Origin of the sequence: Synechococcus sp. R5-12 (assembly GCF_047502655.1) — a bacterium.
Taxonomy (GTDB): domain Bacteria; phylum Cyanobacteriota; class Cyanobacteriia; order Thermostichales; family Thermostichaceae; genus Thermostichus.
The window spans coordinates 25,242-40,489 of sequence record NZ_JANSIM010000041.1; the positions used below are offsets into that span (position 1 = coordinate 25,242).

Consider the following 15,248-nt stretch of genomic DNA (forward strand, 5'->3'; position numbering starts at 1 on the left):
GATGGGATTTGAATGGACAGTTAGAGGGATCGGCTCAAGCCTCCTCCGCCACTTCTCCCGTCTCGGGCCGCAGCAGCGGAAAGGCAATGACATCGCGAATGCTGGGGACATCACACAGCAGCATTGTCAAGCGGTCGATCCCCACGCCCAGGCCGCCGGTGGGGGGCAGGCCATATTCCAAGGCCGTGAGGAAGTCTTCATCCAGAAAGTGGGCCTCCTCATCTCCGGCTGCCTTCAGGGCTGCCTGGGCCTCCAGCCGCTGCCGCTGATCCACCGGATCGGTGAGCTCGGAGTAGGCGTTGGCCGTCTCCCGCCCAACGATGAACAGCTCGAAGCGCTCGGCCAACCCCGGTTTGCTGCGGTGGGGCTTGGTGAGGGGACACACATCCAGGGGGTAGTCCAGAACAAAGGTGGGCTGGCGCAGGCGGCTCTCGCAGCAGTGCTCAAAGGCTTTGACCAGCAACTGGCCGGGGGAGTCCTGGGGGGAGAGATCGGGGATCCCTTGGGCGGCCAAGGCCGGCAAGAGCTCTTCAGGGCATCCCTTTTCCACATCGATGAAAATGCCAGTGGCCTCCTCCACCAGCTCCTGCATCGTCACCCGTCGCCAGGGAGGGGTGAGGTCGATGGCTTCCCCTTGGTAGGTGAGCTGCAGGGATCCCCGCACCGCCAGGGCGGCGTTGCAGACCAGGGTTTCCGTCAGCTCCATCATGGTGTGGTAGTCGGCGAAGGCTTGATAGGCCTCTAGAGAGGTGAACTCCGGGTTGTGGCGGGTGGAGATGCCTTCGTTGCGAAAGACCCGCCCAATTTCATAGACTCGCTCGATCCCGCCCACCACCAGCCGCTTCAGGTGCAGCTCGGTGGCAATGCGCAAGTAGAGATCCAGATCCAGGGCGTTGTGGTGGGTAACAAAAGGCCGCGCCTCCGCCCCGCCGGGGATCACCTGCAACACTGGCGTCTCAATTTCCACAAAACCTCGCTCTTCCAGAGTCTGCCGCAGGGAGCGGATGATCTGGGCGCGGTCGAGCAAGGTCTGCTTGACCTCAGGGTTGACGATGAGATCGACGTAGCGCTGGCGGTAGCGTTTCTCCACATCCCGCAGGCCGTGCCACTTGTCCGGCAGCGGCAACAGCGCCTTGGTTAGCACCTGGTACTCGTCCACCCGCACCGACAATTCCCCTTTTTCGGTGCGCTTGAGGCAGCCCTTGGCCCCCAGCCAATCGCCCACGTCGATGAGCTTGTCCAAGTTCTTGAAGGCCAACTCCCCCATATGCTCCGTCAGCCGTTTCTTGTCTAGATAAAGCTGAATGGTGCCAGAGCGATCCTGCAGGGTAAAGAAGGCCAGCTTGCCCATGACCCGCCGCGCCCGGATCCGCCCGGCCACCGCCACCTGCACATCCTCCCGCTCGCCGCCGGGCTCTAGGTCGGCAAATTGCTCCTGCAGCTCGGCAGCCAGATGGGTAACAGGAAAAGAATAGGCATAGGGCGGGATCCCTTGTTCCCGCAGGTGTTGGGCTTTTTCCAGGCGGGCGGCCCGTTGGGCAACTTCGCTGCTGCTGGGGAGAGTGGACATGGCAGTGGATAGGCAATGGACAATGAAAGCCCCATCAGGGGCGGGATCCCCTTTTCAGGCTTCCGGCGGCGCGATCCCGTGGGAACGCAGCAGCTCCAGAAGGGCTTCAGCCCGCTGGCGTTCTCTTTCGGCGCGTTGATACTCTGCCTCGGCCCGTTGGCGTTCTCTTTCGGCCCGTTGATGTTCCAAAGCAGCCTTCTCTTCCCCGGTGGGCAACACCTCCCCTTCCCGATCACACCAGCGTAGCCATTCCGTGTTCACGCCCTCGAAGGATCCCTGCCAGAGGGTCAAGCCCAACCCGATATCCTCCAGCCAGGTGGACTCGAAGGGGACAAATTCACCTCCCCGCCGCTGAAAAAGGGCCAGAGGGGATCCCTGCAGTTCCCTTAGTTGCCGCAAGGGATCGTAGACCCCATAGTAGCTCACGCCGGCACGGGCATAGTCTTTGAGTTTGCGGCCCAGCTCTTCCCCTTTGCGGTTGGAGACAATCTCGATGACTACATCCGGCGGCTTACCCATCTCCCAGACCAGGTAGGTGCGATCTTCCTTGCGCTCAAAGCTGGCGGGGGGAGCCACCTCCAGGCTGAGCATCACATCGGGCACCAGGGGAGGCAGTTTGAGGGCATAGAACAGACCGACATTGGCCGTGGCCAAAAAGGGGATCGGTTCCCCGGTGTCTTTGGCCTTGGGCTGGAATGAGGTGTAGAGGGCACCGGTGAGCAGGCGCTGCAGCTTCTCCGAGTGAATGCTGTCCACAGGCTCATCGTCCTCGATGACCAGGTCACTAATATCCGGTGGCTCTGGCAGAGGAAATGCTGCCTCCGGCATCGAGGGCTGGACTGGGCTGGAGAGTGCAGAAACCATGCTCACCGGGATCCGTTGCTGGTGCCGCTAACTGAGGGCTGGGGTTTGACTCATGCTACTGAGCTGTTCGCGCAGCAGGCGTAGCCTTTTTCGAGGGTAACAAAAGTTTTCGGGAACATGATGGACATGCCACCGAAGCAGCGGATGCCGATCGCGTTAGCGGGACGGAGTCCAATCGCGTTAGCGGGACGGAGTCCTTGCTTGGCCTTTGGAGATAGGCGCAGCAGAGCCCAGCAGCCGGCGACGGGTGGAAGGCAAGGGGATGTTCACTCTGCGCTCTGGGAACCGGGCACAGCCACCAGCAGGGCTTCCAACACCCGCTGCACCCGACTCAGGCGCAGGCCGTGATCCGACAACACAGGGCTGTTGGGGATGATGGCGTGGCGAAACCCCAGTTTGCTGGCTTCTTTCAAGCGCTGCTCCAACTGGGCCACCGGGCGCACCTGCCCCCCTAGTCCCACCTCGCCAATCAGGACTGTAAAAGGATCCACTTGGCGATCCCGGAAGCTGGCGGCCACAGCCACTGCCACCCCCAAGTCGGCAGCCGGCTCGGCCACCTGAATACCGCCGGCAGAGGCGATGTAGGCATCGTATTTGGAAAGAGGGATCCCCACCCGTTTTTCCAGCACAGCCAAGATCTGCAAAAAGCGGTTGATTTCAATGCCGGTGGAGGTGCGGCGGGGGGAGCTGTAGCTGGTGGGGCTGACTAGGGCCTGCACTTCCACCACCAAGGGGCGGGTGCCCTCGCAGGCAACGATGGTGGCTGTTCCGGGCATGGCCTGATCCCGGCTACTCAAAAAAAGCTGCGAGGGGTTCTCCACCTCCACCAAGCCAGAGGCGGTCATCTCAAAAACACCCATTTCCTGGGCTGCCCCAAAGCGGTTTTTGACGGCGCGCAATAGGCGGTGGCTTTGGAAGCGATCCCCCTCAAAGTACAAGACCGTGTCCACCAAATGCTCCAGCACCTTCGGCCCGGCCAGGGATCCGTCTTTGGTAACATGGCCTACAATCAGCAGAGCCACCCCCAGTTTTTTGGCCAGCCGCATTAACAGGCCGGTGCATTCCCGCACCTGGGAAACGGATCCCGGCGCCGAGGTGAGTTGCCCCCAGAAGATGGCTTGAATGCTGTCGATCACCGCCACCTGCGGTTGCAGAGCCTGGATCTCCGCCACGATGGCCTCCAGGTCGGTCTCGGCCAAGAGGTAGAGCTGCTCGCTTTCCACCCCCAGCCGCTCGGCGCGTAGCTTGATCTGCTGGGCTGATTCTTCCCCCGACACGTATAAGATGGGCCCGCTCTTGGCCAGGTGGGCAGCGCTCTGCAGCAGCAGGGTGCTCTTGCCAATGCCCGGATCCCCGCCAATCAACACCAGGGATCCCGGCACAATGCCACCTCCCAACACCCGGTCAAACTCGCCATAGCCGGAGGAGAGGCGAGGGTGGCGATCTGAGGAGACCTGGGAGAGAGGGAGGGCCGACCGGGGGATCCCATTGGCGCGGTTGGACCTAGGAGCGAGGGCTTGGGCCCGTGGGGACTTGGCCGCTGGGGCGACGACCACTTCCGTCAGGGTGTTCCAGGCGCCGCAATGGTCGCAGCGGCCCAAAAACTTGGCATAGCGCTCGCCGCACTGGCTGCACTCCCAGACGGTTTTGGCCTTGGCCATAGCCGGGGACTCCTAGGCCTGGGGAGCAGCGGCGACAGGGAGGGGCACCTCCGGCAAGACCAGGGATCCGCACTGGGCGTGGTGGCGCAGCAGATGGTCGCAGAGGACCAGGGCCACCATCGCCTCCACCATCGGCACTGCCCGCGGCAAGACACAGGGATCGTGGCGTCCCCGCGCCGCCAAAACCGTCTCTTGCCCATTGAGGGTGACGGTGTTTTGAGGCTGGCGAATGGTGGCAGTGGGCTTAAAGGCTACCCGCAGGACGATGTCTTCGCCGTTGCTGATGCCCCCCTGGATGCCGCCGGAGCGGTTGCTGCGGGTGCGCCAGCCGCCGGGGGTCATGTAAAACTCGTCGTTGTGCTGCTTGCCCGTCAGGTAGGTGCCGGCAAACCCCGAGCCAATCTCAAACCCCTTGCTGGCCGGCAGGGACATCACCGCCTTGGCCAAGTCGGCCTCCAGCTTGTCAAACACCGGGGATCCCAGCCCGCGCGGCACCCGGCGGGCTACACACTCCACCACTCCCCCCAGCGAATCCCCTTCCCGCGCCGCCTCCTCAATTTTTTGGATCATGGCCGCCGCCGCTTGGGGATCGGGGCAGCGGACGATGTTGGCTTCCACCTGCTCTGCAGTTACCGAGCTGGGATCCACCTGGGCTTCCACGTCTTTTACCCGCTGCACGTAGGCCAGGATCTCCACCCCTGCCGCTAGGCGCAGGATCTTCTTGGCAATGGCCCCGGCAGCCACCCGGCCAATGGTTTCTCGCGCTGAGGCCCGTCCTCCCCCCTGCCAGTTGCGGATGCCGTACTTGGCCTGGTAGGTGGCATCGGCATGGGAAGGGCGGAAGGTGGTGGCCATCTCCTGGTAGTCCTGGGGGCGGGCATCCTGGTTGCGCACCAGGATGTGGATGGGGGTGCCCAGCGTAAAGCCCTGAAAAACCCCGGAGAGGATCTGGCAGCGATCCGCTTCCTGGCGGGGCGTCGTGATGGGGCTCTGGCCAGGACGCCGCCGATCCAGCTCTGCCTGAATGTCGGCCTCGGTCAACGGCAGGCGGGGCGGACAGCCATCTACCACCACCCCCACCGCCCCCCCGTGGGACTCGCCATAGGTGGTCACGCAAAACAGGACACCGAAGGAGTTGCCGTTGGCCATGGGATCCCCAAGCAAGAAGCCGTTACTCGCAGGCGGCTGGGAGAGACTGTTTTCTATTCTGCACTAGGGGAGTGGCGGGCAGTGCGGTGCAGCTGGCGGCAGCCGGCAATTCCCCGCAACACCAGGTGGGGATCCCAGCGCAGCTCTGGGTCAAGCGGGCCCAAGTGAGGGTGGAGCCACTTCCCATCCCCGCCGGTCAGCAGCAGGGGGCCTTGGGGAAAGCGGCGACGCCAGTCGGCAATGAACTCGCGCAAGCCAGCCAAGAGGGTGTGGAGGATGCCGCTGCGGATGGCAGCCACGGTGTCGTTGGCCCAGCGAGGGGGCAAGGGATCCTGCGGATCCCACTGTACTTTGGGCAGCAGGGCTGTGTGATCAGCCAACGCCTGCGCCTGCAACCCCAGGCCGGGCAAGATGGCCCCTCCCACCAGCGATCCTTCAGAGTCAGCTCCTGTGAGGGTCAGGGCAGTACCCGCGTCGATGACCAAACAGGGCCAGCCGTAGTGGATCCCAGCAGCCCACAGGGCTAAAGCCCGATCCAGCCCCAACCCCGGGTAGGGATCCCGCAGCGGCACCTGCGATAGCTCCAATCGATGCACCCAGGGCGATGCTGGCGGCAGGGGAGCAGAGCCCACAGGAGCCAGCCACAGCTCTGTCTGCTGCGGCCAGGACAAGGGCTGGTGGGCAGGAAACTGCTCCACCTTCACCAGGGTCTCCCCCACAAACCAACCCCAGCGCACGTGAGTGTTGCCCAGCACGGCTGCCAGCCACTCACGACAACAGTGCGAAGCGTTGAGATCTGCCCCCTCCTCAAAACTCATGCAACAGCTCTGCCTCCACGCGAAACAGCTCCACCGGCTGGTCGGCAGGGATCCCGGCCAACCTCTTAGCGGTAGCAAGCTGCCATTCTGTCGTCAAAGCCTCTCCCGGCAGCAACACCGCTCCCCGGGTTCCAGAGCGGACAAATAGGCCCATGCGGGTGGGATCCACCTGCTCCACAGCGGCAAAAGGACTCCGTCCCGCCGACGCAATGGGCACCACCCGCCGCACAATGGCTACCTGAATGGAGGCCGACTCCAGCTCCCCGGGTTGCAGAGGTACGTAGCGCCAATCGCGGGTGACTGCCCCCACCGCCGCCCGGATGGTGGCCCTGACCAGGTCCTCGCCGCTGGGATCCAAGCTGCCCCAGCAGCCACGGGGCCGACCCTCTGTACTCACCGTTACAAAAACCCCCGCAGAGCGCCGCCAGTGGGGCGGGATCTCCTCTGGAGGTGGCAGCACCTGGCCGGTGGCGAAGTAGTAGGCAATGGCCTGACGCGCCAGCGCCGGCAGGGTGTCAGGGAGAGGTTGTCGCCGGCTGGGAGAGGGGATCCCTTCTGAATCGGACTCCGTCCCGCCAGTGCGATCCCGTAAGCGGTGCGAGGCACCCATGGACTCCGGCGGAGGAACAGGGGCAGTTGTCTCAGAAGGCTGCGGCAGGGATCCCGTCCACAAGCCCAGCCCCGCAGCCAGGAGCAGGCCGATCGCGTTAGCGGGACGGAGTCCTTGAAGACCCAGCAATCGAACCGTGAAGTGAACTCGGCAGGTGAACACCCAAGAGAATCCCGTTGGTGGTCACAACAACCGTACTCTAAAAGCTACGTCCCCGCTGCTGCAAATACTTGAAAACGGTGTTTAGATCCTTGTCGCCGCGCCCAGAACAGTTGACCACCACCCGCTGCTGAGGGCCGATCGCGTTAGCGGGACGGAGTCCTTGCTGCGGGGCCAGGGTTTTCAGATAGGCCAGAGCATGGGCCGTCTCCAGCGCGGGGATGATCCCTTCCAGCCGCGACAGCAGCAGCAGCGCTTCCACCGCTTCGTCGTCAGTAACCGCGTAGTACTCGGCCCGCCCGATTTCTTTTAGGTAGCTGTGCTCTGGCCCCACGCCAGGATAATCCAAGCCAGCGCTGATGGAGTGGGCCTCCTGCACCTGACCTTCTTCATCCTGCAGCAGGTAGCTCATGGCTCCATGCAGGACTCCAATCCGACCGCGGTTGAGGGTGGCAGCGTGGCGGGGCGTGTGCAGCCCTTCTCCGGCAGCTTCAATGCCGATCAGCCGCACCTGGGGATCCCGGACAAACTCGTTGAACAGCCCCAGCGCGTTGGATCCACCCCCCACACAGGCCAGCAACACATCCGGCAGCCCTCCCCATTTTTCCTGGCACTGCTGCCGCGTCTCCTGGCCAATGACATCGTGAAAGGCCCGCACCAGCTTCGGGTAAGGGTGGGGCCCCGCCACCGTGCCGATGACGTAGTGGGTGGTCTCCACGTTGGTTACCCAGTCGCGGATGGCCTCGGAGAGGGCGTCTTTGAGGGTGCGCGTGCCCGATTCCACTCCCCGCACCTCAGCGCCCAAAAGGCGCATCCGCTGCACATTGGGGGCCTGCCGCTCCATATCCAGCGCCCCCATGTAGATGACGCATTCTAGGCCAAAGCGGGCGCACACGGTTGCCGTGGCCACCCCATGTTGGCCGGCGCCAGTCTCGGCAATGATCCGCCGCTTGCCCATGCGCACCGCCAGCAGCACTTGGCCAAGGGCGTTGTTGATCTTGTGGGCGCCGGTGTGGTTGAGATCTTCCCGTTTGAGGTAGATCTGCGGGCCGCCGTAGTATTCGGTTAGCCGCTGGGCAAAGTAGAGGGGGCTGGGCCGCCCAACAAAATCCCGCAACAGGTTGTGAAACTCGGCGCGAAAGTCGGGATCCCGCCAGTGATGCTCAAAGGCTTCCTCCAGCTCCGTTAGGGCGCTCATCAGGGTTTCCGGCACAAACCGACCCCCAAACGGCCCAAACCGCCCCTGGGGATCCGGACGCACTTGAGGGTCGAGAGGATCCAAAACACGAGGGGGAGAAGCAAGAGGAGCTGAGGTCATGGCAAAATCCGTCCGGGCCTTGTAGCCTGCAACTAGAGAGAGGCTTTCCCATTCTACAGAAGTTGGGAACTCGAGAAGGGGGGGTGGCCAACCTCTCCTCTCTTTTCCTGCCGTTCTCCCCCAACAGGGATCCCGAACAATTGTCTTTGAACAGGGGGCTTCCAAGGATTTTTAAGATGAGGCCGTCAGGTTTGGGTGGCCTATGGACGAACATCTACAAGAGTTGCTGCGGCAAGAAGATCAAAAAAGAGCGGATGCAGAAATTCGTCGTACCTATGCCCTTTCTCAAAAGTCTCAGGGGGTGGCGATCTTTTTGTCCATTCTGCTTGCTTTTGCAGCCTACATTTACACGCGGCGGTGGAAAGCTCTGATGATCTTTCTGGGGTGGTGTCTCTTCATCGGCGTGTTGTTTAGCGACGAAGAAGGAGAGGTTTCTCTCCCTGGGCTGTTTCTGGCCTCCACCTGGGCAGCGGTAGACAATTGCAGCGCTATCCAGCGGGCAAGAGAAGAAATCGAACGGCTGCGCTCCGGCCAAAACCCTGATGTTGATCGGCAAACTTAAACTTGGTCGACAAAACAAAATAGTGGCCCAAAAATCGGTATTTTATTTCAAACTCTCGAAAAAGATGCTATACCTACTATTTCAAGTGGCACCCAGATACAAGCGGCGCAACCGACCCATTCTCAACGGCAGTGAAACTTGGATTCCTATTCCCTTTGTCTTTTGGGAAAGAGCTTGGACAAACCAAATTCTGTCCCCCTAGGAGAGGGGCTGGAGGTGAGAGAGCTTAGGATAGCTACAGATTAGAGCAATCAAAACCATGAAGTCTGCTGCTCGCCTAGCTTGTCTGCTTGCCGGACTGATCCTAGGAGCGGGGATCCCCGTCATTGCTCCCGCCCCTGCCCTTCCCGTTGCCCAAGCCGGTTTCCGGCCCTATCTCAATGCCCGTTTCGGCTACCGCATCGACTACCCGGCAGACTTCATTCCGCAAGGGGAATCGGACAACGGCGATGGCCAAGTGTTTCTCGGTCAAGACGGGGCTGAGCTGCGCGTTTGGGGTGGGTACAACATTTTTCAAGCAACGCCCGCCAGCGCCCTGCAGGAAGAACTTCGCCGCAGCCGGGAAAACCAGCGCCGGGTTACTTACCAAGCTGTTGGCCGGGATTTCTTTGTGGTCTCCGGCTACGAGCCCGTTCGTGTCAGCGGTGCGGAGCCCTTTGGCCAGCGGATTTTCTATCTCAAAACAGTTGTCCGCCCTTCGCTGCAAGCTGGCTTTGAGTTCGTGTACCCGGCCAGCCGGCGCGAGCGCTATGACCGAGATGTGGAAGCTATAGCCCGTTCCCTGCGCCTTGCCGATCCCTGAGCTAGACCCAAGTTGGGGCATGATCGTAGGGATCCCTGGCAAAACCCAATGGCCGAGAGACCGCTGGATAGTTGGCTGCAGGAACGCATGCGGGTTGTTGGCCTGTCTTCTTGGCGGGCTTTACAGGCCCAGGCCGGGATCAGCCGCCGCGCCCTTGATCAGGTGCGCCAGGGAAAGTGGGGATCCCTGCGCCTGGAGCAGCTCCAAAAGCTGGCTGCCGCCCTGCAGTGGGACTTGGGATCCCTGCTGCGCCTCAACGGGAATGACAAAATGGAATCCACCGATTCCTCAGAAGTCCTCTTCTCTCTGCTGCAGCCGCTGCTGACCAGCTACCCCACTGTCCGCCAGATTGCCCAGCGCAAGCCCGATTGGCCGGCCCAAAACGTGACAGCTCTGTTTCGCTCCTTAGACGCTCTGCTGCAGCGCTGGGGGTATGAGCCCATCGGCAACCCCCTGGAGTCCGTCCCCTTTGATCCGCAACTGCATCAACCGGATCAGCTGGATATTCAAAAGGGGGATCCCGTTTACATTCGCTTTGTCGGCTACCGCCGCGGTGACCACATCCTCTGCCCAGCCAAAGTCAGCCGTTCCCTGCCTGGAGGATTGAGCTGATGGCACCTGCCCCCAAAGCGACCCTAGCCATTGATTTTGGCACCAGCAACACGGTGGTGGCAGTTTGGGATCCCGCCCAAGCAGTGCCCCGTCTCCTCACTCTTCCCGGCCTCTCTCGCCCAGACCACTCGGCTATTCCCAGCTTGGTCTACGTGAAGGGAAAAGGCCAGCTCCTGGTGGGGGAAACCGTGCGCGCCGGTCGGTGGGGGGCAGTGGATCCGCAACGGCTGTTTCAGGGGTTTAAGCGGGACTTGGTGGCGGAGTTTGTCCCTCCGCCGCGAGTTCTAGATGGAGAGCGCTACGACGCCGAGAGGGTGGCCCAAGCTTTTTTGCAGACGGTGATGGAAGCTGTCCCGAAAGAACACCTGCAGCCGCAACAGCTGGTGTTCACCGCCCCTGTCGGCTCTTTTGAGCGCTACTTGAATTGGCTGCGGGGAGTGGCCAGCGCCTGTGGCTGGGATCCCGTTCAAATTGTCGATGAAGCCACGGCAGCAGCCCTGGGCTATGCGGTTGGCCAGCCGGGATCCCTAGTGCTGGTGGTGGATTTCGGCGGCGGTACCTTGGATCTCAGCTTGGTGCGCACCCTCGCTCCCCAAGCGGGTAGCCCTGTCCTCAAAGCGGAGGTGATCGCCAAGGCCGATGCCTATGTGGGCGGGGTGGACATCGACATTTGGATTGCCGACTACCTACTGCAGCAACTGGGGCTAAGCCGACAGCAAATTGGAGCTCTGGGCTGGCTCAACCTCCTGGAGCAGGCGGAACAGCTCAAGATCGCCCTTTCCACTCAGATGGAAGCGGTGGGCAGTTGGTTTGACGACGAAGCCCTCACTGCCCATGAGTTGAAGTTAAGCCGGCAGGAGCTGGAAGAGATCCTGGAAGCTCGTCAGCTTTTGGATCAAATCCGCCAGTGCCTAGACGACGTTCTCCTCACCGCCCAGGCGAGGGGATTGGGCAAGAACCAAATTGAGCAGGTGCTCTTGGTAGGAGGCAGCTCCCAACTGCCAGCAGTTCAAGAGCTGCTGCGCTCCTACTTCGGCAAAAAGAAAGTGCGCTGCGAACGCCCCTTCGATGCTGTGGCCCTGGGCGCCCTGCAGGTGGGCCGCCAGGTGAAGCTGGAGGATCGCCTGCACCACAGCTATGCCCTCCGCCTCTGGGATCCCTTGCAGAAAAGCTACATCTACTACCCCCTCTTCGAACAGGGCAGCCCCTATCCCTGCCGACGGGCTGAGCCCTTGATCCTGCAAGTGGCCAACGACGGACAAACGGAGATTCGCCTAGAGGTGGGAGAAGTGGCCCAGGTAGTCCAATCGGAGGTGGTTTACGACGAGCTGGGGCGCATGAGCAGCCGTCAACTCACCCGGCAAACCGACTTCCGGTTCCTGGCTCCTCTCGGATCCCCAACCGTTCGCGCTACTTCGACGGAGTCATCACCAATTTGTCTGGCCCGTTTGCAGCCCCCTGGCCGCGTAGGGGAGGATCGCCTTCGCGTCGAATTTGCCGTCGATGCTTCGCGGCGCTTGTTGGTTACCATCACCGACCTGCAAACTCAGGCCCTTTTGGCAGAGGCCCAGCCTGTAGCCACCTTGAGTTAAGAGACGAAAGTAGAGAGAAGAGAGCGTCTTCACTGCAACGGAAGACAAAGAAAGCAATGTAAAGGGCACGACATGGCCACGATTCCCAACTCTCATCTCCCCTTGTGAGAGAGGGGTCGGGGGCTTGAGGAGAGTAGAGAGCGGTTGCGCCGACGGCGTGGGGTCTCAGGGAAAGGATCTCAATCATTGATATTGTTGATATTGATTGTTGATTGAGAATGGCTGCATATCCAGTGATCTCTGTAGCGACTTGATGAATAATCTGAGCGATGGGATATGAATCTGATTTGCGTTTAACTACACTTCTTCTCTTGAGCTACCTTGGGAACAAATCTTGCTCTTGTCACCACCGCCCCATTTTGCCCGTCCTCCCCTCGACTTTATTCCGCCCGCCTATAGCGCCTGGGTGCTACGGCTCGTCCACGGGATCCTGCCCCTGCTCTTGCGGGTGAGGGTGCGGCGCTGGCTTCCTTCCGGCATTGCCAAAATCGAGGCCACAGGGGCGGAGATCTTGGCGCGGCTCTACCACCAGTTCCAGGAGGGTCAAATTCGCCTAGTCCTGGCTTTCCGACATGTGGAGGTGGATGACCCGCTGGTGGGCCTGTACGTTCTATCTCGCCTGGTGCCTGAAGCCGCCCGTCGACAAGGGATCCGCCTTCGAGAACCCCTTCACGCCCATTTTCTCTACGACCGGGGCATGCCCCTCTGGGGAGGGGAATGGCTGGGGTGGCTGTTGTCTCGCCTGGGCGGGATCCCTATACGCCGCGGTCGGAGGGTGGATCGGGTGGCGCTAAAGGCGGCCCGGCAACTGCTCCTGGATGGGCAATTTCCCTTTGCAATCGCCCCAGAAGGAGCCACCAACGGCCACAGCGAACGGATCAATCCCCTGGAACCGGGAATGGCTCAGCTGTGCTTTTGGTGCGCCGAGGACCTGGCCAAAGCTGGTCGCTCAGAGACCGTCATTTTGCTGCCCATTGGCATTCGGTACTACTACACGGATCCCTCCTGGACGAAGCTGGAGCGCCTGCTGGCGCGCCTTGAGCACCTGAGTGGGTTGACGCCTCCGAAGCCAGAGCCAAGATCCTCCAGGAGCCCCAACCTTCGCTACACCCAGCGGATCTGCCGCCTAGCCCAGCATCTCCTGGGACAACTGGAAGCTTTCTACGACCTACCTCCCTTCATCTCTGGGAGAGATGAAGAAGAACCACGGATAGAGCAGAGGCTAGCCCCTGGCCACTTTAACGCTCGCCTGGAGCGGCTGCTCCACAGAGCCCTGGAAACCGCAGAGACCTACTTTGGCCTATCTCCCCAGGGGGATTGGAACAGCCGCTGCCGCCGCATTGAAGAAGTCGCCTGGATCCAGATTTACCGAGAAGAATTGCGGCATCCTGGATCCCTGTCTCCCCTGCAGCGGGGGTTGCTCGACTGGAAAGCCCACCAGGCAACGCTCTACCTGCAGCACATGCGCTTGGTGGAAAGCTGTGTAGCCGTCCAGGAAGAGTATTTGCTGAGCAAACCCTCTTTTGAGCGGCTGGCAGAAACTGCCCTCATTCTATTTGATGTGCTGGCCCGCCTTCGAGGGGAATCCTACCCAGCCCGCCCTCGCCTAGGCTGGCGGGGGGTTCACGTGACCGTCGGGGATCCCATCTCCGTTAGCGAGCGGTTAGAGCGGTATTGCCGAGGCCGCCAGGAAGCCAAACAGGCGGTGACCGAGCTAACTCAGGATGTTTTTTCTTTCCAATTTCTTTCTTTTTCTTCCAATTTCTAGGGATCCCCCAAAGGGGGAACCAGCTTAGGTGAGAAGCCTGGCACTACTGCCGAGAGACTGCTGAAAGATAAACCACCTTCCCATCATAGAACAGAGCTGAGCCTTGGTCGCCCCGCTGGGACTCTGCTCGGTACTCCCAGCAGCAATAGGAACTCACTGTGGTTTTCCACAACCAGGTGAGGTACTGCTCCGGCCTCGCTCACCTCGGTGATGGTTGCTTCCTGGGTTTGCAGATCTGGAAGGCGATAGGCAACTTCCTGCTCCCCCTAAGAAAAGAGAGGGAAAACCTGGAAACTGCCCTCTTGAATGGGATCGCCTATACGCAGGGTTGGAAAGTTAAGGCTGGCCATCGACTCCTCCTTCTCGTTGAAGTTGCAAGGGTGTTGCGGAAGCTGCCCTTCCCCTTGTTGGCTTGGGATCAGCTCGCCGGATCCTGCTCCAATCTAAAGTCCTTTGGAAATGCTCCCTTCCTAAAAAAAGAGGTGAGGGGACAGCCTTCGCCTTTCGGGACTCTGGTAGCGCGGATGGAAATCATCCTGACCAAAAGAGAGGGATCCCTAAAAAAGGGATCCCTGCCTCAATATCTGGGGTTGATCTCTAGCCTGAAGTAATTGAAATTAATCAGCACTAGTGAGTATCAAAGCACTCCGGGACTAGTCCCGCTCAATGTACAAAAAAAGCACTGCCATGCCTACCGCAGGAAGCAGCCAACCAACAATGGGGATAAAGATCCAAGGAAGATAAGCAGCAGCGTAAGAACCGGTCATGATTTTGCTCCTCTCAAGTGACTTGACAAACTTGACAACTAATTCACCAGCCCTCGAAAGATGGCGTCGATCCCGGCAAAGTTCTCCAGCAGGAAATAGGCAGCGAACACGCCACCCATACCTCCCAAGAAAAATCCTGCCGTCAGATCCCCCCAACCCCGAGCTGTAGCCAGAGGAGCGGCCCCCGGTGTTTCCGGCTTGTTTCCGAAGGTAACGCTGCCATAGGCCGACATGCAGGCGGTTCCCAGCAGCACAATCGCCATTGCCGTAACCAGCCCGCCTAAGTTAGCTGCCTCAGGGTAATCCCGCAGCGGCCCCAGCACAATTTCCGGCCCCACCAAGAAATATCCATGGGCCAGCCCAATTTCTAGACCCCGCAACAGCGGCGATAAGCCAGGACGGTTGATGGGGAGATTGTTGATAAACAGACGGGTGACAGGAGAATCGCTGATGGGCGTCGAAAGATGCCCCTCGCAGGGATCGTCGTTAAAGGTGCGAATGTAATCCATGTCCGAATGTCCTGCCTGGAATTTTGCGATTCATTCTACGGGGCCTAAGTTACCCTCTCGGCAACCACCACCCGGATCGTTAAAAAAGTTCATGCTCGCTTAACACAGAGATAGCTCTTCTAAATAAGTTTGAGACATAAGTTTGAGACATTCCCTCCCAGAACCTGTCCTCAGCAATTCGCGCTCTTGCCCATGATCCCTGACCTGCTAACGCGAACTTCACCCTCTCCAGGGGAAGAAGAGAGAAGTCCAGATTCACCGCCTGGTTGTAACCAGTGGTGAGGAATAGCGGCAGCTTTTTCGGACTGTGTATTGAGTATTAAGTTGAGTATTAAGGTCTGCAATGAAGTGGGATCCCTGCTGGGCAAGGGATCGATATTGCGCTGTGGTAGGTAGCCCCGAAAAAAGTGGTAGATACACTGGCCATGGGTCAACAAAGCCTAAGTAAACTACCCGACCCTGACTGCTTCGCAGTACAGGGCGGGCT

14 protein-coding genes are annotated in these 15,248 nt (G+C 60.4%); 5 read left to right on the forward strand and 9 right to left on the reverse strand.

The window, feature by feature from the left end; genetic code table 11:
- Window positions 1–34: 34 nt before the first annotated feature.
- From lysS to trpB, 7 genes are all read right to left on the reverse strand, one after another.
- Window positions 35–1,570, reverse strand: coding sequence for a lysine--tRNA ligase (lysS, locus tag NW843_RS03060; RefSeq protein ID WP_414522081.1), 1,536 nt, complete (start codon window positions 1,568–1,570; stop codon window positions 35–37).
- A gap of 54 nt (window positions 1,571–1,624) precedes the next feature.
- Entirely contained in the window at window positions 1,625–2,434 is an 810-nt protein-coding gene (locus tag NW843_RS03065; RefSeq protein WP_414381847.1) for a Uma2 family endonuclease, read from the reverse strand.
- A gap of 266 nt (window positions 2,435–2,700) precedes the next feature.
- On the reverse strand, window positions 2,701–4,095 hold the full coding sequence (radA, locus tag NW843_RS03070) for a DNA repair protein RadA (protein WP_011433126.1): 1,395 nt from the start codon (window positions 4,093–4,095) through the stop codon (window positions 2,701–2,703).
- Window positions 4,096–4,107: 12 nt separating this feature from the next.
- Window positions 4,108–5,244, reverse strand: a complete 1,137-nt coding sequence (gene aroC, locus NW843_RS03075; protein ID WP_414522082.1) for a chorismate synthase — start codon at window positions 5,242–5,244, stop codon at window positions 4,108–4,110.
- A 53-nt stretch (window positions 5,245–5,297) separates the two neighbouring features.
- Entirely contained in the window at window positions 5,298–6,062 is a 765-nt protein-coding gene (locus tag NW843_RS03080) for a pantothenate kinase (protein ID WP_414522083.1), read from the reverse strand.
- A complete protein-coding gene (locus NW843_RS03085; protein ID WP_414351904.1) occupies window positions 6,052–6,834 on the reverse strand; it encodes an AMMECR1 domain-containing protein in 783 nt (260 codons plus the stop codon). Before NW843_RS03085 ends, NW843_RS03080 begins: the two co-directional genes overlap by 11 nt.
- A gap of 37 nt (window positions 6,835–6,871) precedes the next feature.
- On the reverse strand, window positions 6,872–8,149 hold the full coding sequence (gene trpB, locus NW843_RS03090) for a tryptophan synthase subunit beta (RefSeq protein ID WP_414522084.1): 1,278 nt from the start codon (window positions 8,147–8,149) through the stop codon (window positions 6,872–6,874).
- A 202-nt stretch (window positions 8,150–8,351) separates the two neighbouring features.
- On the opposite strand from trpB, the gene NW843_RS03095 reads away from it, so the two are divergent.
- The 5 genes from NW843_RS03095 (at window position 8,352) to NW843_RS03115 (ending at window position 13,485) form a co-directional block, all read left to right on the forward strand.
- Entirely contained in the window at window positions 8,352–8,711 is a 360-nt protein-coding gene (locus NW843_RS03095) for a hypothetical protein (RefSeq protein ID WP_414344375.1), read from the forward strand.
- 259 nt (window positions 8,712–8,970) lie between these two features.
- Window positions 8,971–9,513, forward strand: a complete 543-nt coding sequence (locus tag NW843_RS03100; RefSeq protein ID WP_011433119.1) for a hypothetical protein — start codon at window positions 8,971–8,973, stop codon at window positions 9,511–9,513.
- 48 nt (window positions 9,514–9,561) lie between these two features.
- The gene (locus tag NW843_RS03105; RefSeq protein ID WP_414356640.1) at window positions 9,562–10,125 is read left to right on the forward strand and encodes a helix-turn-helix domain-containing protein; all 564 of its coding nucleotides are present in this window, start codon (window positions 9,562–9,564) and stop codon (window positions 10,123–10,125) included.
- Window positions 10,125–11,717 (forward strand): Hsp70 family protein, encoded by a 1,593-nt coding sequence (locus NW843_RS03110; RefSeq protein WP_414522085.1) that lies wholly within the window; start codon window positions 10,125–10,127, stop codon window positions 11,715–11,717. Before NW843_RS03105 ends, NW843_RS03110 begins: the two co-directional genes overlap by 1 nt.
- 334 nt (window positions 11,718–12,051) lie before the next feature.
- Window positions 12,052–13,485, forward strand: a complete 1,434-nt coding sequence (locus NW843_RS03115) for a 1-acyl-sn-glycerol-3-phosphate acyltransferase (protein WP_414381867.1) — start codon at window positions 12,052–12,054, stop codon at window positions 13,483–13,485.
- A 653-nt stretch (window positions 13,486–14,138) separates the two neighbouring features.
- On the opposite strand, the gene NW843_RS03120 is transcribed toward NW843_RS03115, so the two are convergent.
- Window positions 14,139–14,252: a photosystem I reaction center subunit VIII gene (locus tag NW843_RS03120; protein WP_011433114.1), complete on the reverse strand. Its 114-nt coding sequence runs from the start codon at window positions 14,250–14,252 to the stop codon at window positions 14,139–14,141.
- A gap of 38 nt (window positions 14,253–14,290) precedes the next feature.
- Window positions 14,291–14,761, reverse strand: a complete 471-nt coding sequence (locus tag NW843_RS03125) for a photosystem I reaction center protein subunit XI (protein WP_011433113.1) — start codon at window positions 14,759–14,761, stop codon at window positions 14,291–14,293.
- Window positions 14,762–15,248 lie beyond the last annotated feature (487 nt).

Coding starts and splice junctions, on each gene's coding strand:
- NW843_RS03065 (WP_414381847.1), bottom strand. CDS start 2,434: ATGGTTTCTGCACTCTCCAGCCCAGTCCAGCCCTCGATGCCGGAGGCA.
- radA (WP_011433126.1), bottom strand. CDS start 4,095: ATGGCCAAGGCCAAAACCGTCTGGGAGTGCAGCCAGTGCGGCGAGCGC.
- NW843_RS03095 (WP_414344375.1), top strand. CDS start 8,352: ATGGACGAACATCTACAAGAGTTGCTGCGGCAAGAAGATCAAAAAAGA.
- aroC (WP_414522082.1), bottom strand. CDS start 5,244: ATGGCCAACGGCAACTCCTTCGGTGTCCTGTTTTGCGTGACCACCTAT.
- NW843_RS03125 (WP_011433113.1), bottom strand. CDS start 14,761: ATGGATTACATTCGCACCTTTAACGACGATCCCTGCGAGGGGCATCTT.
- NW843_RS03105 (WP_414356640.1), top strand. CDS start 9,562: ATGGCCGAGAGACCGCTGGATAGTTGGCTGCAGGAACGCATGCGGGTT.
- NW843_RS03080 (WP_414522083.1), bottom strand. CDS start 6,062: ATGAGTTTTGAGGAGGGGGCAGATCTCAACGCTTCGCACTGTTGTCGT.
- lysS (WP_414522081.1), bottom strand. CDS start 1,570: ATGTCCACTCTCCCCAGCAGCAGCGAAGTTGCCCAACGGGCCGCCCGC.
- NW843_RS03120 (WP_011433114.1), bottom strand. CDS start 14,252: ATGACCGGTTCTTACGCTGCTGCTTATCTTCCTTGGATCTTTATCCCC.
- trpB (WP_414522084.1), bottom strand. CDS start 8,149: ATGACCTCAGCTCCTCTTGCTTCTCCCCCTCGTGTTTTGGATCCTCTC.
- NW843_RS03100 (WP_011433119.1), top strand. CDS start 8,971: ATGAAGTCTGCTGCTCGCCTAGCTTGTCTGCTTGCCGGACTGATCCTA.
- NW843_RS03110 (WP_414522085.1), top strand. CDS start 10,125: ATGGCACCTGCCCCCAAAGCGACCCTAGCCATTGATTTTGGCACCAGC.